Raw genomic sequence first — 24,903 nt, 5'->3', positions numbered from 1 at the left:
CTCGCTCAATCCGACTTGCCGATGTTCCAGTAGACCGTCGTCGGCACCGGGAAGACGCCGGTCACGTTCCGTCGCCACGCCGCGGGCTGCACGTAATAACCAAGCGGCACATAGGGCATCGATCGGAAGGCCTGTTCCTGCAGCCGCTGGACCACCGCCTGCTGGCTCGCGAGATCCGGCGCTTCGAACCAGGCGTTGCGCAGCGTCTCGAGCTCGGGATCGCTCGGCCAGCCGAACCAGGCGGCGCCGCCATTGGCGCGGACCAGGGTGTTGACCGCGGGGCTCAGGATATCGGCGCCATTCCAGACGGTGTGGAAGACGCTCCAGCCGCCGCGCTCCACCGGCTCCCGGCTGTTGCGCCGCTGCAGCATGGAGCCCCAGTCGGACGCGACGTAGTCGAGGTTGAAGCCCATGCGCCGCAACAGGTCGGCGGTGACTTCGCTGACCGCCGTGAGCGGCGCGCTGTCGGTCGCTGCGATCTGCACCACCTTCTCGCCATTGTAGCCGGCGGCGCGCAGTGCCGCCTGGGCGCGTTCGATGCTGCGGGTCTTCAGCACGGCGTTACCGGCCTCGCTCGCCATCGGACCGCTGCAGGCGAAGAAGCCCTCGCAGGTGCCCCAGGCGCCGGGTTCGTTGCCGGCGACGGCCTGCATGTACTGCGACTGGTCAACCGCCATCGCCACCGCCTGGCGGATCGCCGGATTGTTGAAAGGCGCCTGCAGGTGGTTGAAGCGCAGCATCGCATAGGTGCCGGAGCGATCGCGCGGTTCCACCACGATGTTGCGGTCGCGCCGGAGGGACGGCAGCAGGTCGTGCATCGCCTGGTCCCAGTAATCCTGCTCCCCGGTGCGGAGCGCGGCGGCCGCCGTCGCGGCATCGGGGATCACCGTCCATTCGATGCGGTCGACCCGCGCCACCCGGCCACCGGCGATGCTGCTGACCGGCTCGCTACGCGGCACATAGGCTTCGTGCTTCGCATAGACGGCCTTGACGCCGGCCACCCATTGCTCGCGCAGGAAACGGAAGGGCCCACTGCCGGTCGGATCGGTGATCTGCTGACCGGGATCGGTCCGCGCGATCCGTTCCGGCATGATGAAGCATTGTGAGGAGTTGGACTTGCCGAGTGCCGCGGCCAGCATCGGGAAGGGCCGCTTCAGGCGGAAGCGGAAGCGGCGGTCGTCGAGCGCCTCGATATCATCGGTCTGGGATGCCAGCACCTGGCCGAAGACGTCGCGCGCCCACCAGCGACGGATGGAGGCGATGCAGTCGGCGCTGCGCACCGGTTCCCCATCATGGAAGCGCAGCCCTTCGCGGAGCATGAAGGTCCAGCTCCGGCCGTCATCACCGATCTCCCAGCCTTCGGCCATCTGCGGGCGGGGGACGAATTCGGCGTCGACCGCGGCGATCTGGTCATAGACGAGATAGCCGTGATTCTTGGTGGCCGGCGCCGTGGTCCAGATCGGATCCAGGCTGGTCAGATTGGCCGCTGGGATGACGCGGAGGACCTTGGCGGCGCCTTGCGCATAGGCGGGCCGCGCGAGTGAATGCGCGGCGGCAAGGGAGGTCGCGGCAGCGAGGAAATGGCGGCGTTGCATGCGTCTCTCCGTCTCGTCAGCGGATGGATGGCGGCAGTGCGAGTGCCGTGACTGTCCGCGGGTCTGGCGCCCGCTTCCTCCTCCCCGCACCCCGTCAGGGGGCGAGCGGTACGCCCAGCTTTTCCTCCACTTCCGGGAAGACGGCGGGATCGGTGGCGCCGGCGCCGACCGGGAAGGCGCTGCGCGGGCCGGAGACGATGGCGACCTCGCGGCCCACCGGCATCTCATTGATCGCGATCGGCGCACCGGTCGCCGGATCGAAGGACCCCATCATGTCCGGGAAGGTGCGGACGCGAACGCCGTCGGCGTCGGCCGCCATGTACTCGTTGTAGACATGCAGGGTGATGCGCCCGCCATCGCCGGCGATGACCACCCGGCCGACATCGAAGCCGCCATCGTAACGCACGTCATTGGCCTCGACCCGGCCGACGACCAGCACCTCGCCCTCGAGGAAGGCAGCGGCCGCCTCCACCCGGGCGAAGCCAGCCGGCTTGGCAAGCATGGCGCGGCCGAGATTGGTCGCGAAGCTCATTGCGCCCGGCGCGCCGCCCTGGCGGACGAAGCTTGCGGCGAAGGGCCCGCGAGTCGCGTAGAGGCTGCCGCCATTCTGCACCGAGGCGGCGCGCATGATGGTCGAAGTCTTGGCCATGCTGCCGGTGACCACGATCTCGACCCGGTCATCCCTGGCGCCGCCGCAGCCGGCCTGGGTCACCGCGACCTCCGGCCGCGAGGCGAGGCCCATGCCGCCCATCTTCACCGTCGGATGACCGCGCCCATTGGTCGCGGCATCGACCAGGGGGATGCCGAGCACCGCCGCCTGCATCCAGGCCATCAGCCCCGGCACATGGCCCGGCATCACGCCCGCCGGCCTGCCCCCGCCGGTCGCGGCAATCAGCATCTCCGCCGACTGGATCGAATCGCGCATCGAGGTGATCGCCTTGGCGAAGCCGGGCGCGCTGACGCCAGTCGCGACGATGATGCCGGCGTCATCCTCCAGCTCGTCGAGGGTCACCATCATGAGCGGGCCGTAGTCCAGCGCCTGTTCGCCGATGCGGCGGTTGCGCTCGCCGCGCTTCACGCCGCTGCCGCCCGCCGAGAGCACCAGCCCGCCGAGGACCGCGCCTTCGAGCGCGTCGAGATCGAGCTTCACCCGCATCACACCACTCCCTTCGCGTCATCCTGGATCAGCGGCACATGGCCGGGCTGGGCGCGGATGCGGTCGATCCAGGCCGTCACGTTCGGATAGCGCGCCATATCGAAGCCGCCTTCATGCGCCATGGCGACGTAGGGGAAGTTGGCGAGGTCGGCGATCGTGTAGCGCTCTCCCACCAGGAAATCCCGCGCCGCCAGATGGCCGTCGAGAATGCCGAGCGCCTTGTTGCCGGCAGCATGCCAGACCGGAATCTCGGCCGCCTTCTCCTCCGGCTTCTTCGCGATGCCGATCCAGAAGCGTGCGCCTGCCAGCGCCTTCAGCGCCTCCGACTGATCGAAGAACATCCATTGCAGGACGCGCGCGCGGTCGAGGCCCTCCGGCAGGAAGGGCGTGCCTTCCGCCAGGTGGCAGAGGATGGCATTCGATTCGAACAGCGCCTCCCCCGAAGGCAGCTCCAGCATCGGCACCTTGCCGACCGGATTCTTCGCCAGGAATTCCGGCGTGCGGGTGCGGCCTTCCGGCAGCACATAGCTGACGCGGCGGAAGGGCAGGCCGAGCTGCGAGAGCAGGATCCGCACCTTCCAGGCATTGCCGGACAGCCGGCTATCATGCAGGACGTACATCAGGCGAAGCCCAGGCCGAAATTGGCCTTGTTCGTCAGCGCGCGCTCATACCCCGCTTCGGCATGGCGCATGATGCCGATGCCGGTATCGCCATCCAGCACCGCGCGCAGCCGCTCCGCCGACAGCGGATCGCCATCGGCGATCGTGGTCTGGCCAGCAGATTGATTGGAATAGCCACCCCGCGAGTGCACGGCGACGAGATCGGCGCCATTCGCACAGGCGAGCAGCGCGTTCAGGATCGGCCAGTCCGAGATCGCCTCCGACCCGTCCTGCATCTTCTCGCTCTCCCGGAAGGGGTTGGCGACCGAGCCGGCATCGAGGTGATCGCGGGTGAAGGCGATCGGCCCCTTGGTGCGGCCCTGGGCCACCGCCTCATTCACCTTGGTCGCCAGCAGGCTGCGCTCGCCATGACCGAGCCAGCCGATGCGCGCCGGCAGGCCGGTGAAGTGCACATGCTCCCGCGCCAGCGGAATCCAGTGGTTGATCGAATGGTTGTGGGAGAAGGTCTCCTCCACGATGCCGTCGATCTCCGCGATGTCCTGCGGATCGCCGGAGATCGCGAGCCAGCGGAAGGGGCCATAGCCGTCGCAGAACAGCGGCCGGATGAACATGGTGACGAAGCTCTCCATGGAGAGCATCTCCGTCTCGCCGAGATCGGCGGTGCGCAGGCGCAAGCCGTTGCCGTATTCGAAGACGATGGCGCCGCGGCGGCGGAACTCCAGCATCGCCCGCGCATGCACGATGAGGCTTGCCTCGGCGCGGCGCTTGCGCTCCGCCTGGTCGGATTGCGCGAGCGCCGCGGCTTCCTCCGGCGTCATGCCGGCGGGGATGTAGCCGCGATAGGGGTCGGTGTTCACCTGATCGGTGACGATGTCCGGGAAGATGCCGCGTTCCAGCAGCAGCGGATGCACCACGGCCGCATTGCCGACCAGGCCGACCGACAGCGCGCTGCGCGATGCCTTGGCATCCAGCACCCAGCGCAGCGCTTCCTCCAGATCCTCGGTGATGCGGTCGCAATAGCCGCTGGCGATACGGCGTTCGATCCGCGCGCGGGAGGGTTCGACGACCAGGATCGCGGCGCCCGCGAGCTTGCCGGCCAGCGGCTGCGCGCCGCCCATGCCACCGCAGCCGGCGGTCAGGATCAGCCGGCCGCGCAGGTCGCCGCCGAAGAATTGCTGCCCGGCGCCCATGAAGGACTGGTAGGTGCCCTGCAGGATCCCCTGGCTGCCGATATACTGCCAGGCGGCGGCGGTCATGCCCGGCGTCACCGTCAGGCCCTTCTGCTCCAGCTCATGGAACTGATCGGGCGTACCCCAGCGTCCCAAGACATTGCCATTGGCCATCACCACGCGCGGCGCCCGCACATGGGACCGGAACTTCGCGACCGCGCGGCCGGATTGGCAGATCAGCGTCTCATCCGCCTCCAGCGCCTGCAGCGCGCCGACGATGCGGTCGTAATCGGCCCAGCTCCGCGCGGCGCGGGCGCCGGTGTAGATGATGAGGTTCTCGGGATCCTCGCCATTCTCGAGGTTGTTCTCGAGCATCCGCAGGATGCTCTCCTGCCGCCATCCCTTGCAGCGCAGGAGGTTACCCCGCTGGGCCTTGATGTTGCGTGCCATCACCATCCCCATTCGCTCTCCGATGACGAGCGTGTTGCAGTGCATGGCGGCGCGTCCAATATGGTTTGGTGACGAAGGCCATAAGATTGAGCGAAGGGGGCTTCAGCGCTGCACCCGCCGACGATCCGCCAGCTTCGCTGCGCCCTGGCCGCCTTCGATACCGGCAGCCTCTCTGCCGCGTCGCGCCAGATGGGCCGCGCACCGGCGACGCTGAGCGTGCAGATCGGCGCGCTGGAGGAAGCCCTCGGCGCCAGGCTGTTCGATCGCCAGGCAGGCGGCCTGGTGCCGACGGCCGCGGGACGGCAATTCGAGCGCATTGCGAGGCCGCTGCTCGCTGAGCTGGAGGCGGCGCTGCGCCGGATCGCGGCCGGGGTCTCGCAGCCTGCGGCGGTGCTGGCGATCGGGCTGCGCCTCGCAGCACCTGGCTGCCCGGCGCGGGAGGCCGCCGCGGTAATCGCAACCGAGCTCGCCGCGCAGATGCCGCAACGGCACCTGCATGTCTTTGCGCTGCCGGCCGGTGCCGCCGCGGTGCAGGCGGGCTTCACCCTGGACGCCTGTGAGCGGCCGGGGAGGCTGGTCGAGCATTGGGTCCTCGCCGGCCCCACCGACGGCGCGGAGAGCGTCGGCCTGCCGGAATTGCCCCCTGCCCTGATGCAGGGCGCCGCGGCACAGGCGGCGGCGTGCGGGCTGACGCCGGTGCCGCTCGGCGTGCCGCCGGATCGCCTCGACGAAGCGCTGCGCCCCTGGCGCCGGCCCGTGCTGCTGCCCTCGCTCCTGCTGCCGGGCTGGCTGCGCGATGGCAGGACCACCCTGCGCCTGCTGTCGCCGCTGCCCGACGGCCCCGGCTGGCAATTGCTCGGCAGCGCCGGCACGGCGGATGCGTGGGAGGCCGCCCTGGAACCGATCCTGGCCCACGGCATCCTTCGCCATATCGGTGCTGCCGCCCTGCGGCCACCGGCGCAGGTCCCCTGGCCGACGGCGATCGAGCGGGAGCATCTCGACTGCTTCGAAGCCGCCTGGCGGCACGCGAGCCTGACCCGGGCCGCGCGGGAACTCGGCATCGCCCAGCCCGCTGCCACCCTGCGATTGCAGCACCTGGAGGCGGCGCTGGGGCAACGCCTGTTCCAGCGCCATCCGCACGGGCTGACGCCGACCGTGCTCGGCAACGCGCTGGCACCGCCGGCGGCGGCCTTCATCCAGGATCTCGGCCGCCTCGGGCCCAGCCTCATCCGTCCGCGCGGCCAGGTGCGCGCCGGCTGCGTCCCGGCGCTCGACGAGATGAGCCTGCTGGCGGAGGTCGTGGCGCGCAGCGCCGCGGACTGGAACCAGCGCTTCCCCGACCGACGCCTGCACCTGGTGGAGGGGCTGAGCGACGAGTTGCGGCGGATGGTCCTGAATTCCAGCATCGACTGCGCCTTCGTCGACAATGACGCCGTGCAGCCCGGCCTCGTGGTGCGGCCGATCACGCGCGAGCCGCTGGTCGCCGTGACCGCCGCGGGCTCCGGCCTGCTGCCAACGGGCCCGGTGCCGCTCGGCATGCTGGCCAGGCTGCGCCTGGCACTTCCGGCGCGCCATCACGGGCTGCGCTGGATCGTGGATCGGGGTGCCGCCCGCGTCGGGCTGGACGTGGCACCGGATGCTGAGATCGACAGCCTCGCCGCGACGATCCGGCTGGTCCGGGCTGGTGGCTGGGCGACGCTGCTGCCGCTCGGCGCCTTGCGCGGCGCCGTGCAATTGGGCGCGCTCCAGATCAACGCGATCAGCGATCCGCCATTGGAACGGCAGATCTGCCTGGTCCGTCGCCATGGCGAGGCCCTGGCCAGCGAGGCGCTGGCGCTGGTCGACCTGTTCGCCGCGCATGTCGCGCGGGTGCTCGCGGATATGGAAGCGGCGCCGTCGCCCGATCCCGCGCTCCGCTAGCGGAACGGCCTTCGCAACCGCAAAACGCTCATCATTCTGTCACGCGACTGCAATCCAGCCTCCCTAAGACAGCGCCGGCATACGATCGCCGAGAAGCCCCATGTTCACGCTCGCCCAGATCTCCGACACGCATCTCGGTGCGGGGACCGCGCTGTTCCGCGCGAATTTCGACGCCGTGGCGGCCGCGCTGGCGGCCGAGATCCCGGACATCATCGTGGCGAGCGGCGACGTCTCCCTCGATGGCGCCGACAGCGAGGCTGACATGGCTTTCGCCGCCGCGAGCTTCGCCCGGCTGCCGCGCCCGGTGCTCGCGGTGCCGGGCAACCATGATGTCGGCGACCATCCCGACCGCGCACCGCGCCAGCCCTTCGACACGGAACGGCTGCTGCGCTTCCGCCGGCATTTCGGGCAGGAGCGGTGGGTGCTGGACAGGGATGGCTGGCGCCTGCTCGGCCTGAACAGCCAGGTCTGCGGCACCGGCCACCCCGAGGAAGTGGCGCAGGCGGATTTCATCGCGGAGGCGCTGGCGAGCCTCGGCGATCGGCGGCTGGCGGTGTTCCTACACAAGCCGGTCTTCGTCACCACCGCCGATGATCCGCTGTTCGATTACTGGTCGGTGCCGCCCTTTGCGCGCGCGCCCTTCCTGCCGCTGCTGGCGCATCCGGCGCTCCGCCTCGTCGCCTCCGGCCACCTGCACCTGCATCACGAGGTGGCGCGCGGCGCGGTACGCTTTGCCTGGGCGCCTTCGGTCGGCTTCATCGTCGCCGAGGATGAACAGCCGGACCTGCCCGGCGCCCGGCCCTGCGGCTACCTGCTGCACCGCTTCGATGCCGATCATGTCGAGACCAGTCTGGTCGTCCCTGATGGCATGGAACGCCCCTTCATCCACCAGGTGCGGGCCGAGGCCTATCCAAATTCCGATCTGCTGAAAGCGCAACCCGATGCAGCGTGAAGCGGGGCGGGAGATCCTGATCGAAGGCATCGAAAAGACCTTCGGCGCGACCCGGGTCCTGAAAGGCGTCTCCATCGCGTTGCGTGAGGGCGAATTCCTCTCCCTGGTCGGCCCCTCCGGCTGCGGCAAGACCACGCTGCTGCGCATCATCGCCGGTCTGGAGACCGCGGATGCAGGGCGCATCACCATCGGCGGGCGCGACGTGACGCGGCTGCGCGCCGCGGATCGCGACATCGCCATGGTGTTCCAGAACTACGCGCTTTATCCGCACCTGACCGTCGAGCAGAATTTGGCCGTGCCGCTGGTGATGCGCCGGCTCTCGGCGCTGGAGCGGCTGCCGTTGCTGCGCCATCTGGTCCCTGGCCAGGCGGGACGGCGCGGTGCCATCGCGACGCGCGTGCGGGAGGCGGCGGAGATGCTGCGCCTCGGGCACCTGATGCAGCGCCGCCCGGCGCAGCTCTCCGGCGGGCAGCGCCAGCGCGTGGCGCTCGGCCGCGCCCTGGTGCGCGAACCCTCTGCCTTCCTGATGGATGAGCCGCTCTCCAACCTCGATGCCGAGCTGCGTGCCGGCACGCGGCGGGAGATCGTGGAGCTGCACCGCCGCGCCGGCGTCACCACCATCTATGTGACGCATGATCAGGTCGAGGCGATGACCATGTCCGACCGGGTCGCGGTGATGATGGAAGGCGAGCTGCTGCAGCTCGGCACGCCACGCCAGGTCTATGACGACCCCTGCGACCTCAGCGTCGCGGGCTTCCTCGGCAGCCCCCGCATCAACACCCTGCCCGCGCTGGCCACCCCGAGTGGTGTGGCAGTCGGCCCGCTGCTGCTGCCCATGCTGGCGGAAGCGCCGGCCGGCACGACGCTCACTCTCGGGCTGCGGCCGGAGGCGCTGAGCCTGACCCGCGACGGGTTGGCGGCGACGGTGGAGCATCTGGAATTCCTCGGCGCCGAGGTGCTGCTGCATGCCCGGCTGGCGGCACCGGACGCGCCGCTGGTCGCCAAGCTGCCGGTCGCCATCGCCGGTGGGCTGCGGCGCGGCGATGCCATCCGGCTCGGCGCCGAATGGCCGGAGGCGCTGCTCTTCGGCGCCGATGGAAAGCGGCTGCGCACCGTCCCTGCGGACCGGCGCGTCCATGCCTGAGGCGCTGGCGCTGCCGGCGCCCCGGCGTGCGGCCGGCACCGCGCGCGGCCTCGGCGAGGGTGCGGCGGGCTGGCTGCTGGCCGCCCCCGCCACCATCGCGCTGTTCCTGCTGCTGCTGGGTCCCAGCGCAGCCCTGCTCGGCCTCTCCTTCACCGATTGGGAGCTGGGGGCGCCGGAGCTCGCCTGGATCGGCCTCGAGAACTACGCCGAGCTGACGACCGACCCGGTGTTCCGCATCGCGCTGAGCAACACGCTGCTCTATGTCGGCGTGGTGATACCGGCCTCGATCGGCCTCGGCCTCGGCATCGCGCTGCTGATCGAAGGCGGCACCAGGCTGCGCGCCACCTTCCGCGCCATCTATTTCCTGCCGGTGGTCTCGCTGCTCGTCGCCATGGCGACGGCCTGGCAATACCTGCTGCACCCGACCATCGGTCCCGTGAACAAGCTGCTCGGGATGATCGGTATCGCGCCGATCAACTGGCTCGGCTCCTCCGACTGGGTGATGCCTTCGCTCTGTCTGATCGGGGTCTGGGAGAATCTGGGCTTCGTCGTGGTGCTGTTCATGGCCGGCCTCACCGCCATCCCCCGCGAGCTCTACGCGGCTGCCGAGCTCGACGGCGCGCGCTCCGCGCTCGACCGCTTCCGGCTGGTCACCTGGCCGCTGCTGGGCCCGACCACGCTCTTCGTCGTGACCATCACCGCCATCCGGTGCCTCCGCGTCTTCGACACCGTGCAGGCGCTGACCCGCGGCGGGCCGAACAACGCCTCCGAGGTGCTGCTGCACACCATGTACCAGGAAGGCTTCACCTATTTCCGCATCGGCTATTCCGCCGCCATCACCGTGGTCTTCCTAGGGATCGTGCTGGTGCTGATGCTGGTGCAGACGCGCATCCTCGACCGCCGCGTGCACTACGGATGACGCCTGGCGCTAACCGCACGCTGATCCAGGACCTGCCGCGCCTGGCGTTGCTCGGCCTCGGCGCGGTCATCGTTCTCGCGCCCTATGTCTGGATGTTCTTCGCCTCCCTGAAGCCGGGCAGCGAGGTGTTCAGCAACTCACTCTCCCTGCTGCCGGAGCGGTTCTACGCGCTGGAGAATTACGGCAAGGCGCTCAGGGAAGTGCCGATGCTGCGCTTCCTGTTCAACGGCGTCGTGGTCTGCGCGCTGATCCTGTTCTTCCAGACCCTCTTCGCCGTGCCCGCCGCCTATGCACTCGCAAAACTGCGCTGGCGCGGGCGGGAGGTGCTGTTCGGCCTGGTCATGCTCGGGCTGCTGATCCCCTACCACGTGCCGGCGCTGCCGCTCTATGTCGGCTTCGCCCGGCTCGGGCTGCTCGACAGCTTCACGGCGCTGGTCGCGCCCTTCAGCATCTCGGTCTTTGGCATCTTCCTGTTCCGCCAGGCCTTCCGCTCCCTGCCGGATGAGCTGATCCATGCCGCGCGCATCGACGGCATGGGCGAGATGTCGATCGTCTGGCGCGTGGTCATGCCGAATGCCTGGCCGGCGGCAACCGCCTTCGCCACCTTCTCCATCGTCGCGCATTGGAACGACCTGTTCTGGCCGCTGATCGTCGTGCAGTCGCACGGCATGGCGACGCCGGCGCTCGGGGTGCTGTTCTTCCGCGCCGAGGAGGCCGGCAACGATGTCGGCGCGCTGATGGCCGCCGCCGTGATGGTGACCGCGCCGATGGTGATCCTGTTCCTGCTCGCGCAGCGCCGCTTCATCCAGGGCATCGCGACCGCGGGCCTCAAGGGCTGACCGCTCATCCTCCGAAGGAGATTGCCATGACCATCCTCACGCGCCGCGCAGCACTCGGTGCCGCGCTCGCCGGCACGCTGGCCGCGCCACGCATCCTGGCGGCCCAGGGCAGCCCGACCGAGCTCGTCGTCCACTACCCGATGCCGGCCTTCTTCAAGGACGTGATGGAGAAGATCGCGGAGGAATTCGCCGCCGCCAATCCGGGGCTCTCGGTGCGCTACACCGCGCCCTCCCCTTCCTACGAGGACGCCGTGCAGCAGGTGCTCCGCCAGGGTGTCGCCGGCGGGCTGCCGGATGTCAGCTTCCAGGGACTCAACCGGTTGCGCATGCTGGTGGAGCGCCGCCTGCCGGTCGACCTCCGCCCCTTCCTGGAACGGGAGGGGGATGTCGCTGCCAAGGGCTGGACGCCGAACCTGCTCGGCCTCGGTCAGGTGAGGGAGGTGCAGGCGGGCATGGGCTTCGCCTCCTCCAACCCGATCGTCTACTACAACGCCAACCTGGTGCGCCGCGCCGGCGGCGACCCGGACAACCTGCCGACCGATTGGAACAGCCTGATCGCACTCGCCGGCCGCGTGCAGGCGCTCGGCGACGGCAACAGCAGCATGCATTTCCGCTGGGCCGGTGATGATTGGATGTTCTCCGCCCTGCTCTACGGCCATGGCGGCACCATGCTGGCCGCCGATGAGCGTGACGTCGCCTTCAACGGTGCCGAGGGCCTTGCCTCCATGCGCCTGATCGACCGCATGGTGAAGGAAGGCCGGATGCCGGCCTTCACCGTGGATGCGGCGCTGCAGGCTTTCTATGCCGGCAAGATGGGCATCTTCTCCGGCACGACGGCCTATATCGGCTCCATGCAGCGCAGCATCGGCCGCGATGTCGATCTGCGCACCACCAAGATGCCGGTGATCGATGCCGAGAAGGGCCGCCTGCCGACCGGCGGCAATGCCGCGGTGATCCTGACCCGCGATGCCGCGCGGCACGAGGCGGCGTGGAAGTTCGTGACCTTCGCCACCGGCCCGCGCGGGCAGGAGCTGATGACGCGCGGCACCGGCTATGTGCCCTGCAACACCATCGCCGCCCGCGACGACCGCTTCCTCGGTAGCTTCTACCGGGAGAACCCGCTGTTCCGCCCGGCGATGGAGCAGATGCCGATCGCCCAGGCCTGGTACGCCTTCCCGGGCACCAATGGCGTGCGCATCACCGAGACCATCGTGAACAACATCGCCCGCGTGGTCGAAAGCAACGCGACGCCGGAGGCCGCGCTCGGCGACATGGCCAATGGCGTGCGCCGCCTGCTGCCGCGCTGACCTGAAGCTCCGGAGCCTGGCCGCGCTGCGGCCAGGCTCCGAGCTTCACGCGCCCCAGCGTATCCGGCGCGTCACCAGCATCACCACCGAGAGCGCAGCGAAGAGCGCGACAGCGCCGGTCAGCAGTGCGAGGCTCTCGAGGCTCAGCACCACGTAGAGGAAGCCGAACAGCGTCGCGAGCACGCCCGCGAAGATCAGCGCCAACCGGCGGTCATGGGTGACGGACGCGGTGTAGAGGCTGGCCTGCGCCATCACCATCGCGGTGCTGATCGCATAGGCGGCCGCGAAGCCGGCCGGTTCCGCGATCGCCAGCAGCAGCAGCGGAAACAGCACCACCGAGAAGCCGAGCAGCCCGTACTGCACGAGATGGATGCGCAGTCCCGCCACCAGCTCGAAGAGCAAATAGGTCAGGAAGGCCAGCACCAGGAACATCAGCGCGTATTTCGCGGCGCGGTTGACCATGCGGTAGGTCGGCACGGCCTCCAGCAGGGCGACGCCCATGCTGGGCACTTCCGCGATGCTCGGCCCGCAGCCACCCGCAGCAGCCGTCGGAAAGGCTCGCCTCGCCACGCCGCCGGACCATTCAGCACGGAAGCCGGCATCGTCGAGCGTGGTGCGGGATGGTAGGTTACCCCCGATATAGCTTGGGCTGTCCCAGGCACCAGCCGCCGTGAAACGGGCCCGTGCCGCGAATGGCAGAAACCCGAGGCTGCTCGTCCCGCGCAGCTCCATCTCGCCGCTCACGGCGATGGCCTGCCCTGGCTCCGGCGGCCCCTCGAGCCGCAGCGGCCAGCGTAGCGTCTCCAGGCCGCCGCAACGCTCCTGGCCTCCCTCGGCCGGAGTCAGCACCCGCCCGCCCCAACGCAAGTTGGGTGCGGCAGCGACCGGCCGCTGGTCACTGGATCCGGTCAGCAGATAGGCATCGCCCCACAACGCTTCCGCCCCGTCCGGTAGAACCGCCTCGATGGCGAAGCGCGCGGCGAGATCGATCCGCGCAGTGTAGACCACTGTCTCGAACAGGCCCCGTCGACGCCGCTCCGGCATCACTGCCGCCTGCGTGGAAAGCTCGGCCGGCGGGATGGCAATCGCTGCGCGGTCCCAGCCGCTCGGTGCGCGGGAGCTTGGGACCCGGTAGGGCAGCACCAGGAGTGGGCCGAGCACGGTCTGCGGCTGCCCCCAGGATGCGCCGATCTCCCGCCGGACCTCCTCCTGCCGTCCTTCGCGTTCGGCGATGAGGTCGGCGATGAAGTACTGCGGCAGCAGCAGCGCCAGCAACAGGCCGGCGAGCATGCCAAGCTTGATCGTCGGAATGCCAAGGCTGGCGGCGAGGCTGCGCGGGCGGGTCGGCGGCGCCGGCATGGGCGGGATCACCCCGGATGGCGGTTCGGTGGCGGACATGCGGTCAGGTCTCCCCTCTGGACACCCCGCACCCTGCCCCGCCCATGTGCAGCCGCTATCCGCAGGCCTTGCAGCGCCGCAGGAAATCCTGTGCAAAGATCGTGCAGAGGAGTGATTCCCCGCCCGCATGCCCAAGATCATGGTCGTGGACGACGACCCCCATATCCGCAGCGTGATCCGCTTCGCGCTTGCCCGGGACGGCTTCGCGACCGTGGAGGCCGCGGACGGCGCTGCCGCGCTCGGTCTCTTCGAGCGCGAGCGTCCCGACCTCATCATCCTCGATGTCACCATGCCGGAGCTCGACGGCACCGAGGTCTGCCGGCGCCTGCGCCGCAGTCACGACGTGCCGGTGATCTTCCTCTCCTCCCGCGACGAGGAGCTGGACCGGGTGCTCGGCCTCGAGCTCGGCGGCGACGACTATGTCACCAAGCCCTTCAGCCCGCGCGAGCTGGTGGCCCGGGTGCGCGCCATGCTGCGCCGCGCGGAGGGGCGCGTCACCGCGCCCGCCGCCGCGCCGCTGCGCCGCGGCCCGCTCAGCCTCGATGCCGAACGCTTCGAGGCGCAGTGGCACGGTCAACCCATCCCGCTGACCGTCACCGAGTTCCGCCTGCTCGGCGCCATGGCCGCGCAGCCGGGCCGCGTCTACACGCGGGAGATGCTGATGGCGGCCGCCCATGCCGAGCCGCGCATCGTCAGCGACCGCACCATCGACAGCCATGTGCGGCATCTGCGAGCCAAGCTCGCGGCGCTGGGCGCCGAGCCGATCGGCACCGTGCATGGCCTCGGCTACCGCTTCCTCGATGGCGGCTGAACCGAGGCCATCCATCCGGCGCAAGCCGCGCATCCGCACCGTGCTGCTGCTGGTGAACCTGCTGCTGCTCGCGCTGCCGCTCGGTGGGCTCTGGATGCTGCGCATCTATGAAAGCGCGCTGGTGCGCCAAACCGAAACCGAACTGGTGGCCCAGGCCGCGGTGATCGGCGCCGCCTTCCATGCCGGCTGGCTGCAGGCGGCGGGGCCTGAGGCGGAGGCCACGCTCGCGGCGCTGCCGTTGGTGCCGCCGTCGGAAGGCTGGGCGCCGCGCTTCGCGACGCTCGACCTGGCGCGCGACCCGATCCTGTCGCCCCCGCCTGAGCCTACGCTGCCCGCGGCACCCGCCGATCGCTTTGCCCGCATCGCCGGGGAGGCGCTGGGGCCTGTGCTGGCCGAGGCGCAGCGCGTCACCCTGGCCGGCATGCGCGTGACCGACCACGCGGGCATCGTGGTCGCGACCAGTGGCGGGGAACGCGGGTTGTCGCTGGCGGGACTGGAGGAGGTCGCCGCCGCGCTGGCCGGCAACCCTGCATCCCGGCTGCGGGCGCGACGAGAGCCGGCAACGCCGGCAGGGCTCGCCTCGATCAGCCGCGCGGCGCCCTTCCGCGTCTTCGTGGCGCTGCCGGTGCGGGCCGGGCCGCATGTCATCGGCGCCGTGGGGCTCTCCCGCACGCCATCCAGCATCGCCCAGGCGCTCTATGGCAAGCGGTGGGAGCTGGCGGGTCTGACCCTGGCACTGGTGCTGGTGGCGGCGGCGCTCGCCGCCTTCACCGCCTATACGGTCGGTCGGCCGATCCGCGCCGTCGCGGAACAGGCCAAGGCGGTGGCGGCCGGCGCGCGGGTGCCGATGCAGCGTACAAGGCGCAGCGCAGTGCGCGAGGCCGATGAGCTCTTCGCCGCGATCGCCAGCATGGCCGGCACGCTGGAGCGCCGCGCCGACTATATCGGCCAGTTCGCCGCCGAGGTCAGCCATGAGTTCAAGACCCCGCTCGCCGCGTTGCGCGGCGCGCTGGAGCTGCTGCAGGACCATGCCGCGACGATGACGCCGGAGGAGCGCGCTGGCTTCCTGGCTCAGGCTGCGGCGGATGTGGAGCGGCTGGACCGGCTGGTGCGCCGCCTGCTGGAGCTCGCGCGCGCCGAAGCGCCGCACGCGCAGGGCCCCGCGGCGGCCACGATCGGCGCGGTCGTGGAGGTGGCGGCGGCACCCTTCATCGCGCAGGGCCTCGCCATCGCATGGCGCGGCGCGGCCGCGACCGCGGCGATCGCGCCGGAGACGCTGCGCAGCGTCTTCGCGATCTTGTTCGAGAATGTGCGCCAGCACGCCGGAGCAGAGGCCCGCTGCAACCTGTCCTGGGAAATCGCGGAAGGTCAGGTGCTGATACGGGTGAGCGACAGCGGGCGCGGCATCACCGCCGCGAATGCGGCCCGGGTCTTCGACCGCTTCTTCACCACCGCGCGCGAGAGCGGCGGCACCGGCCTCGGGCTGTCCATCGCACGCAGCCATACGGAGGCCGCGGGCGGCAGCCTCCGCCTTCTGCCCATTGGGCCGGGCGCTGTCTTCGAGATCATCCTGCCCGCGGCCCCGGGCAGGGCCGCGGAGAGTTGAAGCGAAGTTCCGGGGCTTGTCCCGGCCGTCACTCCGCCGCGGCCGGGATCCGGATGCGCCTGCCGTGCACGAGCTGCGTGTAAAGCGCCACGTGATCCTCCGCCATGCGGCGGGCCGTGAAACGCTCCTCGAAGCGGCGGCGCACATCGTCCCGTGACAGGTGCAATGCACGATCGACGGCATGCACCGCGCCGCCGACATCATCGACGATGAAGCCGGTCCGGCCGTCCTCGATCACCTCCGGCACCGAACCATGGCCGAAGGCGATGACCGGCACGCCGCAGGCCATGGCTTCGATCATGACGAGGCCGAAGGGCTCCGGCCAATCGATCGGGAACAGCAGCGCCTGCGCGCCGGCCAGGAAGGTCGCCTTCTCGCTGTCCGAGATCTCGCCGATGAACTCCGCGTGCGGCGAGCGCGCCAAAAGCGGGCGGATCTGCTGCTCGTAATAGTCGCGGTCCACGCGATCGATCTTGGCCGCGATCTTCAGCGGCAGGCCACAGCGCTCCGCGATCTCGATGGCACGATCGACGCGCTTCTCCGGGCAGATCCGCCCGATGAAGCCGAGATAGGAAGGCTGCACGCCCTCGATCGGCGTCAGCAGATTCCCGGGCAGCCCGTGATGAATCGTCCGGGCCCAATTGGCGTTGGGCATCGGCGCGCGCTGCGCGTCGGAGATCGAGATCAGTGGCACATTCGCGTGAGTTTCGTAGAGCGGCCACAGCTCCGGCAGGTCCAGCCTTCCGTGCAGCGTCGTCAGGAACGGCGTCGCCTGCCGGCTGAACAGCGAGAAGGGCCAGTAATCCAGATGGAAGTGCAGCACGTCGAACTCATGCGCACGCCGGAACACCGTCTCCATCATCATGAAGTGCGGCGCCAGGGCATCGCGCACGTCCGGCGCGAGGCGAAGCGCCTGCGGGCACATCGGGGCGAGGCGGGCCGAGGTCACGGAATCACCGCTGGCGAACAGCGTGACATCATGGCCCAGCCCAACGAGCTCTTCGGTGAGAAAGGAGACGATCCTTTCGGTCCCGCCATAGCCCTTCGGAGGTACCGCCTCGGTCAGCGGCGCAATCTGCGCGATCTTCATCGGCCAATATTCTCCTGAACGGATCAAGGTCCCGCCGTGTGCCGGACCTTTCTCGCGGAGTGGTCGGAGATCTTTAGGAACGCCATGATTCTGACGACAAGAAGGCGTTTCTCGCATCTGCACAGCAACGCGCTGCGTGCTCACGCGTATGTGGGCGGTGACGAAAAGCGAAGAGAGGTGCCGATGAGCGCTACGGCCATCTGGAACCAAGAGGAACAACGCCGGCAGGAAAATGCGGGAACCGAGGCGCTGCTGCGCTATCGAACGCGCCCGCTCGGCTTCCTGCTGCGCTATGTGCGCAGCCGTGGCCTGGCGCACGGTGTCGTGCTCGGCTCCGTCATTGCCGCCGTCGCCTGTTCGGTCGGCACACACTATGCCGTGAAGATGCTGGTCGATACGCTGGCGGGCGGGCCGGGCGCCGCCGCCTGGATGGCCTTCGCCGTGCTTGCCGCGGTGCTGGCAGCGGACAACATGCTGTGGCGCATCGGCGGCTGGATCTCGGCCGCCACCTTTCCGGCGGTCACGGCGGCCATGCGCGCCGATCTGTTCCATCATCTCGGCGGTCACGCACCGGCCTTCTTCGCCGGTCGTTCCGCCGGCGTCCTCGCCAGCCGGGTAACCGCCACCGCGAACGCAGCCTACACCATGCTCTACAACTTCACCTGGCACGCGCTGCCGCCGGCCGTCGCGGTGAGCTTCGCCATCACGCTCCTGGCAACGGTGAACCCTCTCATGGGTGCAGCCCTCGTCGCTGCCGCAGCGACGCTCAGCTTTGTGATCGCGCGCCTCGCCGCGCGGGGGCAGCCGCTGCATGTGTCCTACGCGGCAAAGGCGGCGGCGGTGGATGGTGAGCTAGTGGATGTCGTGCAGAATATCGGCCTGGTGCGCGCCTTCGGCGGCATCGGCCGCGAGCGTCGCCGGTTCGGGCGCGTGGTGGGCGACGAGGTGGCGCATCGCACGCGCAGCCTGCGTTACCTCGAAGGCCTGCGGCTGTTGCACGCGGCCGTGACCGCTGTGCTGACGACGGCGCTGCTCGCCTGGGTCATGGGGATGTGGGAGCGCGGACAGGCGACGACCGGTGACATCGTGCTGGTCTGCTCGCTCGGCTTCACCATCCTGCATGCCAGCCGCGATCTGGCCGTCGCGCTGGTGGAGCTGACCCAGCACATGGCGCGGCTTTCGGAAGCGGTCGCGACCCTGCTGGTGCCGCATGAGCTGCCTGATGCCCCCGGCGCCGCCCCGCTCCGCCCGCGCGGTGGCGCGGTGGAGTTCCGCGACGTCCACTTCGCCTATCCCGGCGGCGCCCCGGTGCTGCGCGGGCTCGACCTGCTGATTCCCGCGGGCCAGCGCGTCGGCCTGGTCGGACGCTCCGGCGCCGGCAAGTCCACCGTGCTCGCGCTGCTGCAGCGTACCGCGATGCCACAGGAAGGCCGGATCCTGGTCGACGGACAGGACATCGCCCGGACGCTCCAGGAAAGCCTGGCACACAGCATCGCAGTAGTGCCGCAGGACGTGCCGCTGCTGCACCGCTCCGTGCTGGCGAATATCCGTTACGGCAGGCCCGATGCGAGCGATGCGGAGATCCTCGCCGTCGCCGAGGCCGCCCGCTGCCGCGACTTCATCGAGGCTTTGCCGCAAGGCTTCCACACCGTCGTCGGAGATCGCGGCACGAAGCTCTCCGGCGGGCAGCGCCAACGCATCGCGATCGCGCGCGCGCTTCTGAAGGATGCGCCGATCCTGCTGCTCGACGAAGCGACCAGCGCGCTCGACAGCGAGTCCGAGGCCGAGGTGCAGCGCGCGCTCGACCGGCTGATGCAGGGGCGCACCGTCATCGCGGTGGCGCACCGCCTGGCGACGCTGCGCAACTTCGATCGGATCGTCGTGATGGAGAGCGGCCGCATGGTGGATGATGGGACGCCCGGTCAGTTGGCGCGGCGCCCCGGCCCCTATCGCGTCCTGCTGGAGCAGCAGGCGCTGGAACGGATCAGCGCCGCCGCGGACTAATACCAACGGACCGGTCTCTTGACCGTCCGGGGCCGCGAATGCGGCCCGCCGCACGTGCTGCGTCACGCCGGAGGCGTGCTCTTCGCACGACGCCAAGCAAACCGGAGGTTTGCGCCCGGCGTCTGAGGGGGCCCGGGATCCGGTCTAGAAGCGGTAGCGCAGCATGCGGCCCATCCGGCGCAGGAAGGGGATGGCGCCGAAGGTGCGTGCCAGCATCTGCATCGGCCATGGTGCACGGGCGAGGTCTTCGAAATCGGACCCGGCGATCTCCGCGACGAAGGTCAGGCGCGGCACCTGCCGTTCCAGATCGCGGGGATCGTCGATGGCCCAGTGCAGCGTGGCGCCGGTGGCGCGGATCGCCGGATGCAGCGGCAGCAGCGCGACGCCAAGGCTGCTGTAGCCATCGAAAGCCAGTTCGCCGCCGGGGAAATGCGCGGTCAGGCGATCGAGCAGCCGCGGGACATCGTCGCTCCCGAGATAGGCGAGCAGGCCTTCCGCGATGATGATTGCCCGGCCGTCGTCGGGCACCGCCTCCAGCCATCCGACTTCGGTGACCGAGGATCCGATCATCGAATAGCCGTCGCGCGCCGGATAGAAGCGGCGCCGGATGTCGATCACGTCGGGATAGTCCAGGTCGAACCAGCGGGTGCCGGCCGGCGGATCGACCCGGGCGATGCGGCTGTCCAGCCCGCAGCCGAGATTGAGCACGATCCCATCCGGGTGCGCGGCGATGAAGCGGCGCACCAGGTCGTCCAGGAACTTGGCCCGGATCGCCAGGCCGGTCGCATCCCTGGCGCCGAGCCCGAGCCGCGCGAAATCATAATCGAGCCGGCGCACGATCGCGTCGGCGACGCTGTCCTTCAGGATCGAGGCCGGTGAGCGGCTTTCGAGGGCCTTGGCATAGAGGGTGACGAGCAGCGTCTCCCGCTCACCCGACAGCCGAATCGTCTCGGTCGTGGCCATACCCTCCTCCGCAACCAGGGGAGGCCATGGCCGGCGACGATGCAAGACACGCGATGCGGCGCCAGGCCGCCGCGTCACATCGCCATGGCGTAGGCCGGCCGGCGCGGATCGGCGCCCGCCATGCGCATGCCGCTCTCGGGATCGCTGGTGACGAGTTCGACACTGCCGGCCAGCCAGGTCCAGTCCGGCCAGTCCTTCACATCATGGCCGCGCGCCCGCAGCGCGTCGCGCGTGGCGGCGGGGATGCGGCTTTCCACCGCGAGGCGGCCCGGGAAATACTCATAGGGCGCGAAGGAGGACGGGAAAGAATAGGTCGAGACGCGCGGCGCCTCGATCGCCGCCTGCACATCCATGCCGAAATGCAGGTGGTTGAGCATGACCTGCAGCATGGCCTGCACCTGCACGTCGCCACCCGGCGTGCCCAAAGGCATCGCGGCCCCGTCGCGAGTGACCACCATGGCCGGATTCGGCGTCAGCCGCGGCCGCTTGCCGGGACCGACGCCGCAGGGATGCGCGGGATCGGGCCGCGACTGCGTGCCGCGGCCGGAGGCGATGATGCCGAGGCCGGGAATGATCGGCCCGTTGAAGGTGCCGTCCGACGGTGTGGCGGAAAACGCATTCCCCTCCGCATCCACCACCCCGACATAGGAGGTGTCGGGGTCAGCGATCGGCTTGTCGAGCCGGCTCGGCGGCGGCAGCACCGTGCCCTGGCCGAGCAGCGGCTCCGGCATGCCGGGATGGGCGCGCGCCGGATCGAAACCGGCGACCCGCGCCGCGAGATAGGCGTCGCTCAGCAAGGTGTCGATCGGGACATCGGTGAAGGCGGGATCCGCGAAGTGATATTCGCGGTCCGCCATGGCGACCTTCAGGCTTTCGGTCAGCACGTGCAGGTAGTCGACCGAGTTGTGCGCCATGCCTTCGAAGCCCGCCCGCTCCATCAGCAGCAGCGCCTCCAGCAGCGCCGGCCCCTGGCACCAGGGCCCACAGGTGGAGACCGCATGGCCGCGCCAGCCCCGCGTCACCACCGGCTCGATGCGGGAGCGGTAGCTGGAGAGATCATCGCGCGAGAGGAACCCGCCCTCGGCCTGGATGAAATCGACCATCACCCGCGCGATGTCGCCGCGGTAAAAGGCATGGTGCGCGGCGGCGAGGCCGGCGAGCCGCCCGCCCGTCGCGGCAGCGCGACGATCCTCCTCGGCCATGAAGCGCAGCATGGCGGCGAGCTCGGTCTGGCGGAAGCGCTCGCCCACCCTGGGCGGCTTGCCGTCGCGCAGGAAGACCGCGGCATTGCTCGGCCAGTCCAGGTAGTCCTTGTTGTGCTGCGTCAGGCTCTCCGCGAACATCGGATAGACGGGGAAGCCTTCCTCGGCGAAGCGGATGGCCGACCCCGCCACCTCAGCGAAGCCCATGGTGCCGTGACGTTCCAGCGCGGTGATCCAGGCATCGGGTGCGGCCGGCACCACGGTGCGCAGCACCCCGCGGGGCATCTTGCCGCCGTGATGGGTCATGAAATAATCAGCCGGCATGGATTTCGGCCAATGGCCGAGCCCCGCGATGCTCTCGATCCGCCCATCGGCGCGGCGGATGATGATCGGCGCAACGCCGCCGACATTGACGATGTCGGGCTGCACCACGCCGAGCACCAGCCCGGCCGCGACCCCGGCATCGATGGCGTTGCCGCCATTCTCCAGGATGGTCAGGCCGGCGGCGGCGGCCAGGTAATGGCCGGCGCTGATCGCATGGCGCGGACCCGCTACGACGGGGCGTGTGGTGCTCATCGTGTTGCTCCCTGGGCGGTGCCGCGATCCGGCCGCGCCTGATAGGCGACCATCTGCTCATCCATGCGCGGCGTGTAGGTGATGCCGCGCCGCGCGGCGGCGATGACGACCTGGTTGTAGAGCGGGATGATCGGCATCTGATCCATCGCTTCCCGCATCGCATGCCGCAGCGCCGCTTCGCGCCCTTCATCGGAGCGAATGATGACGGCGTCGATCAGCCCATCCAGCCGGGCATCGCTGAACTGGCCGCGATTGCCCTGCCCGAAGGCCTCGGCGACGTTGCGCGTGTGCACGGCAGTCGAGAGGATGTAGCTGGCGTCACGCGAGGAGGAGAGCGACAAGCCGTACAGCATGACCGGCAGGTCGTTCCGCGTCTCCACGGTGCGGGGGGAGAAGACGTTCCAGGGCTGGGTCTCGACCTTGATCTGCAGCCCCGCCCGCGACAGCATCTGGCCTGCCGCCTGGCAGACCCGCGCATCATTGGTGTAGCGGTTGTTGGAACAGCCGATGGTCATCCCGAAGCCGCTGGGATAGCCGGCCTCCGCCAGCAGGGCGCGTGCCCGCGCGGGATCGGCGCGCGGCACGGCATAGCCCGGATCGTGACCACCGAACTGCTCCGGCACCATCTGCGCCGTCGCGACCCCCTGCCCGTCCAGCGCGCGCGACACCAGCGCCTGCCGGTCGATCGCGAGCGACAGCGCCTGGCGGACGCGCAGGTCGCGCAGCGGATTATCGCGCAGCGGCTGGCCTGTCGCATCGGTCAGCAAGGTCAGGCCGGCGCGGATATTCGGCAGCAGGTACATGATGCGGTCGGAATTGCGCCGGAAGATCGCGATGCGCGGGTCCCGCTCCAGCCGCTCGACATTGGCCGATGGCACGGATTCGATCAGGTCGACATCGCCCGCGAGCAGCGCCGCGAGGCGCGTGGCGTCATTGCCGATGACGCGCAGCTCCACGCGTTCGTAGGCCGCGCCTTCGCCCCAGTAGGTCTCGTTCCGCGCGATCACCATGCCTTCGGTGCCGCGCGCCTGGACCAGCCGGAAGGGACCGGTGCCGATGGCGGCGCGGCCGCTGTCGAAATCGCCCGTGCTCGCGCCCTCCGCCGCGGATCGCGACAGGACGAAGATATTGGTGAGCTGCCCGACCAGCACCGGATTGGTCCGGTCCGTGAGGATGCGGACCGTGTGGGAATCGACGATCTCGACCCGGCTGATGGTGCGCAGGTTGGAGGTATAGGGGCCGGGATTGTTCGGCAGGTTGGGCACGCGAGCCAGGGTGAAGGCGACGTCCTCGGCGGTGAAGGGGCTGCCATTGTGGAAGGTGACGCCGCGCCGCAGCGTCAGCTCCCAGGTGCGGTCATCGAGCATCCGCCAGCTCTCGACGATGCCGGGCACGAAGCGACTTTCGGCATCGCGGTTGATCAGGCTGTCGTAGATGTGGCGGGCGGCGGCCATGTTGGGGCCGGCGAAGAGGAAATGCGGATCGAGGCCGAAGGGCGCCTCGACGCCCATGGTCAAGGTCTGGGCCGCGGCCGGCAGTGGCGCCACGCAGCCAAGCCAGCAGGCGAGCGCCAAGCCGAGGCGATGGCGAAGCGGCATGCCCAATCACTCCTGTATACTTCTATACCGGCAGCCTTCGGCAGAGCGCCCGCCCTGTCAATGCGGCGCGCTACAGCCTGATGCGTTCGCTTCCGCTCACGCACCATGCTCAAGGACTTCGTTTGATCGCGTGATTCAGACTTTCGGCCGAACCGGCCTCAAGTCATCACGCTAGCGCTCCGGGTCACTGCACCTCGACATTGGCGGCCCGCGCGATGCCGCCCCAGAGGCTGCGTTCCGAGCGCATGAAGGCGAGTTGCGCCTCCGGCGTCATCGCGGCGGGCGCTGAGCCCATGCCATGCAGGCGCTCCGCGACCTCGGCGCCCATCGCGACCTCGTTGATGCCGGCGTTGAGCCGCGCCAGCACGGCTGATGGCGTCGCCTTGGGCGCCATATAGGCGTACCAGGCCACGTATTCCCGATCCTCCAGCCCAAGCTCGATCGCGCTCGGCAAGTCGGGCACCCGCTCGGCGCGACCGCGCGAGGTCAGGGCGAGCGCCCTCACCCGCCCGGCGCTGATATTGCCGTAGCCGGCGCCGAGGCTGTCGACCATCAGCGGCACCTGCCCTGCGATGACGTCGATCTGCGCCGCCGCCGTGCCGCGATAGGGCACCGCCGGCATGTCGAGCCCGTGGCGCTGCTTGAACGCCTCCACGATCAGGTGGTTGATGGTGCCAGAGCTCGGCAGCGCATAGGGCAGCCGCCCCGGCGCCGCGCGCGCCTGGGTGATCACGTCGCGGAGGCTGTGCAGCGTCGTCTGCGGGTTCGCCACCCACACCATCGGCGAGGTGACAGACAGCGCGACCGGCGCCAGATCCTCGATCGGGTCGAGCGGCATGCTGCGGTAGATGCTGATGTTGATGGACAGCGAGCCCACCGCGGCGAACAGGATGGTATGCCCGTCCGGCGGGGCGCGCTGCACTTCCGCCATGCCGATATTGCCGTTGGCGCCGGGGCGGTTGTCGACCACCACCGGCTGGCCCCAGAGCTCCGACAGGCGCGGCGCCATCATCCGTGCATAGACGTCGAATGCACCGGTCGGCGACGGCACCACGATGCGGACCGGCCGGTTCGGCCAGCCCTGCTGTGCCCGCACCGCGGGCGCGGCGAGCAGCGCAGCCGCCGCGCCGAGCAGCGGGCGGCGCCGGATCCGCATCATGCCGCCGCGGTCTCCTCCGGCGGATAGTTCAGCTCCACCGCGATCCCGTCCGGGTCGAAGAGAAAGAGCTGGGTCTGGCGGTCGCGCGGGACCACCCGCTCCTCGAACTTCACGCCATGCTTGTTCAGCCGCTCGCGCATCTCGGCGAGGCCGGTGCAGGCGAAGGCGATGTGGTCGAAGAGGCCGGTCGGCCCGGCCGCGCGCGGCGGATGATGCGCGTCGCGGGCGCCGCGATCGCCCATCAGATGCACAGTCGGCACATCACCGACATAGAGCCAGTGGCCTGGAAAGCCGAGCGGCGGCCGGTAGCCATCCTTGAGCCCGAGCACATCGGCATAGAAGGCCTTGGTGCGCTCGAGGTCGTGGCAACGGATCGTATAGTGATTCAGTCCGAGGAGTGGCATGGCTGTTCCCTTTCCCGAAGA

At 69.8% G+C, this 24,903-nt stretch carries 20 protein-coding genes; 9 read left to right on the top strand and 11 right to left on the bottom strand.

The annotated features are described in order from the left end of the window. Nucleotides 1-5: 5 nt before the first annotated feature. From GXW71_RS16060 to GXW71_RS16045, 4 genes are all read right to left on the bottom strand, one after another. On the bottom strand, nt 6-1,595 hold the full coding sequence (locus GXW71_RS16060) for an ABC transporter substrate-binding protein (RefSeq protein ID WP_211853545.1): 1,590 nt from the start codon (nt 1,593-1,595) through the stop codon (nt 6-8). Nucleotides 1,596-1,689: 94 nt separating this feature from the next. Continuing rightward, a complete protein-coding gene (locus GXW71_RS16055; protein WP_211853544.1) occupies nt 1,690-2,751 on the bottom strand; it encodes an S-methyl thiohydantoin desulfurase domain-containing protein in 1,062 nt (353 codons plus the stop codon). Continuing rightward, nucleotides 2,751-3,371, bottom strand: a complete 621-nt coding sequence (locus GXW71_RS16050) for a glutathione S-transferase family protein (protein WP_211853543.1) — start codon at nt 3,369-3,371, stop codon at nt 2,751-2,753. Before GXW71_RS16050 ends, GXW71_RS16055 begins: the two co-directional genes overlap by 1 nt. Continuing rightward, nucleotides 3,371-4,990, bottom strand: coding sequence for a urocanate hydratase (locus GXW71_RS16045; RefSeq protein WP_246526619.1), 1,620 nt, complete (start codon nt 4,988-4,990; stop codon nt 3,371-3,373). Before GXW71_RS16045 ends, GXW71_RS16050 begins: the two co-directional genes overlap by 1 nt. A gap of 108 nt (nt 4,991-5,098) precedes the next feature. Here GXW71_RS16045 and GXW71_RS16040 point away from each other — a divergent pair, with 108 nt between their 5' ends. The 6 genes from GXW71_RS16040 (at nt 5,099) to GXW71_RS16015 (ending at nt 12,071) form a co-directional block, all read left to right on the top strand. Next, nucleotides 5,099-6,910: a LysR family transcriptional regulator gene (locus GXW71_RS16040; RefSeq protein WP_281417377.1), complete on the top strand. Its 1,812-nt coding sequence runs from the start codon at nt 5,099-5,101 to the stop codon at nt 6,908-6,910. 100 nt (nt 6,911-7,010) lie between these two features. Next, entirely contained in the window at nt 7,011-7,862 is an 852-nt protein-coding gene (locus tag GXW71_RS16035; protein ID WP_211853541.1) for a metallophosphoesterase family protein, read from the top strand. Then, nucleotides 7,852-9,006 (top strand): ABC transporter ATP-binding protein, encoded by a 1,155-nt coding sequence (locus tag GXW71_RS16030; RefSeq protein ID WP_211853540.1) that lies wholly within the window; start codon nt 7,852-7,854, stop codon nt 9,004-9,006. Before GXW71_RS16035 ends, GXW71_RS16030 begins: the two co-directional genes overlap by 11 nt. Then, entirely contained in the window at nt 8,999-9,925 is a 927-nt protein-coding gene (locus tag GXW71_RS16025; protein WP_211853539.1) for a carbohydrate ABC transporter permease, read from the top strand. The genes GXW71_RS16030 and GXW71_RS16025 overlap by 8 nt, the downstream gene beginning before the upstream one ends. Next, entirely contained in the window at nt 9,922-10,764 is an 843-nt protein-coding gene (locus tag GXW71_RS16020) for a carbohydrate ABC transporter permease (RefSeq protein WP_211853538.1), read from the top strand. The genes GXW71_RS16025 and GXW71_RS16020 overlap by 4 nt, the downstream gene beginning before the upstream one ends. A gap of 26 nt (nt 10,765-10,790) precedes the next feature. Then, the gene (locus GXW71_RS16015) at nt 10,791-12,071 is read left to right on the top strand and encodes an ABC transporter substrate-binding protein (protein WP_211853537.1); all 1,281 of its coding nucleotides are present in this window, start codon (nt 10,791-10,793) and stop codon (nt 12,069-12,071) included. A gap of 45 nt (nt 12,072-12,116) precedes the next feature. On the opposite strand, the gene creD is transcribed toward GXW71_RS16015, so the two are convergent. Next, nucleotides 12,117-13,469 carry a cell envelope integrity protein CreD gene (gene creD / locus GXW71_RS16010; protein WP_211853536.1) on the bottom strand — a complete coding sequence of 451 codons (1,353 nt, stop codon included), beginning with the start codon at nt 13,467-13,469 and terminating at the stop codon, nt 12,117-12,119. Between the two features lie 127 nt (nt 13,470-13,596). Between creD and GXW71_RS16005 the strand changes: the two genes are divergently transcribed. Both GXW71_RS16005 and GXW71_RS16000 read left to right on the top strand, forming a co-directional pair. Next, nucleotides 13,597-14,280, top strand: coding sequence for a response regulator (locus GXW71_RS16005; protein WP_211853535.1), 684 nt, complete (start codon nt 13,597-13,599; stop codon nt 14,278-14,280). Beyond that, a complete protein-coding gene (locus tag GXW71_RS16000) occupies nt 14,270-15,886 on the top strand; it encodes a sensor histidine kinase (protein ID WP_211853534.1) in 1,617 nt (538 codons plus the stop codon). Before GXW71_RS16005 ends, GXW71_RS16000 begins: the two co-directional genes overlap by 11 nt. A 28-nt stretch (nt 15,887-15,914) precedes the next feature. Here the strand turns inward: GXW71_RS16000 and GXW71_RS15995 are convergent, their stop codons facing one another. Next, nucleotides 15,915-16,976: a glycosyltransferase family 4 protein gene (locus tag GXW71_RS15995; RefSeq protein ID WP_211853533.1), complete on the bottom strand. Its 1,062-nt coding sequence runs from the start codon at nt 16,974-16,976 to the stop codon at nt 15,915-15,917. Nucleotides 16,977-17,159: 183 nt separating this feature from the next. Between GXW71_RS15995 and GXW71_RS15990 the strand changes: the two genes are divergently transcribed. After that, nucleotides 17,160-18,980 carry an ABC transporter ATP-binding protein gene (locus GXW71_RS15990; protein WP_211853532.1) on the top strand — a complete coding sequence of 607 codons (1,821 nt, stop codon included), beginning with the start codon at nt 17,160-17,162 and terminating at the stop codon, nt 18,978-18,980. A 144-nt stretch (nt 18,981-19,124) separates the two neighbouring features. On the opposite strand, the gene GXW71_RS15985 is transcribed toward GXW71_RS15990, so the two are convergent. From GXW71_RS15985 to GXW71_RS15965, 5 genes are all read right to left on the bottom strand, one after another. After that, on the bottom strand, nt 19,125-19,943 hold the full coding sequence (locus GXW71_RS15985) for a class I SAM-dependent methyltransferase (protein ID WP_211853531.1): 819 nt from the start codon (nt 19,941-19,943) through the stop codon (nt 19,125-19,127). A 74-nt stretch (nt 19,944-20,017) separates the two neighbouring features. Continuing rightward, the gene (locus GXW71_RS15980) at nt 20,018-21,721 is read right to left on the bottom strand and encodes a gamma-glutamyltransferase family protein (RefSeq protein ID WP_211853530.1); all 1,704 of its coding nucleotides are present in this window, start codon (nt 21,719-21,721) and stop codon (nt 20,018-20,020) included. Beyond that, complete coding sequence (locus GXW71_RS15975; protein WP_211853529.1) at nt 21,718-23,319, bottom strand: ABC transporter substrate-binding protein; 1,602 nt, start codon at nt 23,317-23,319, stop codon at nt 21,718-21,720. The genes GXW71_RS15980 and GXW71_RS15975 overlap by 4 nt, the downstream gene beginning before the upstream one ends. Nucleotides 23,320-23,503: 184 nt before the next feature. Next, nucleotides 23,504-24,478, bottom strand: coding sequence for a Bug family tripartite tricarboxylate transporter substrate binding protein (locus GXW71_RS15970; protein ID WP_211853528.1), 975 nt, complete (start codon nt 24,476-24,478; stop codon nt 23,504-23,506). Further along, on the bottom strand, nt 24,475-24,882 hold the full coding sequence (locus GXW71_RS15965) for a VOC family protein (RefSeq protein ID WP_211853527.1): 408 nt from the start codon (nt 24,880-24,882) through the stop codon (nt 24,475-24,477). The genes GXW71_RS15970 and GXW71_RS15965 overlap by 4 nt, the downstream gene beginning before the upstream one ends. Nucleotides 24,883-24,903 lie beyond the last annotated feature (21 nt).

Origin of the sequence: Plastoroseomonas hellenica (genome assembly GCF_018129085.1) — a bacterium.
In the GTDB taxonomy this organism is placed as follows: domain Bacteria; phylum Pseudomonadota; class Alphaproteobacteria; order Acetobacterales; family Acetobacteraceae; genus Plastoroseomonas; species Plastoroseomonas hellenica.
The sequence above is the reverse complement of the archived record's forward strand: the minus strand, read 5'-3'. Positions and strand labels throughout refer to the sequence as shown.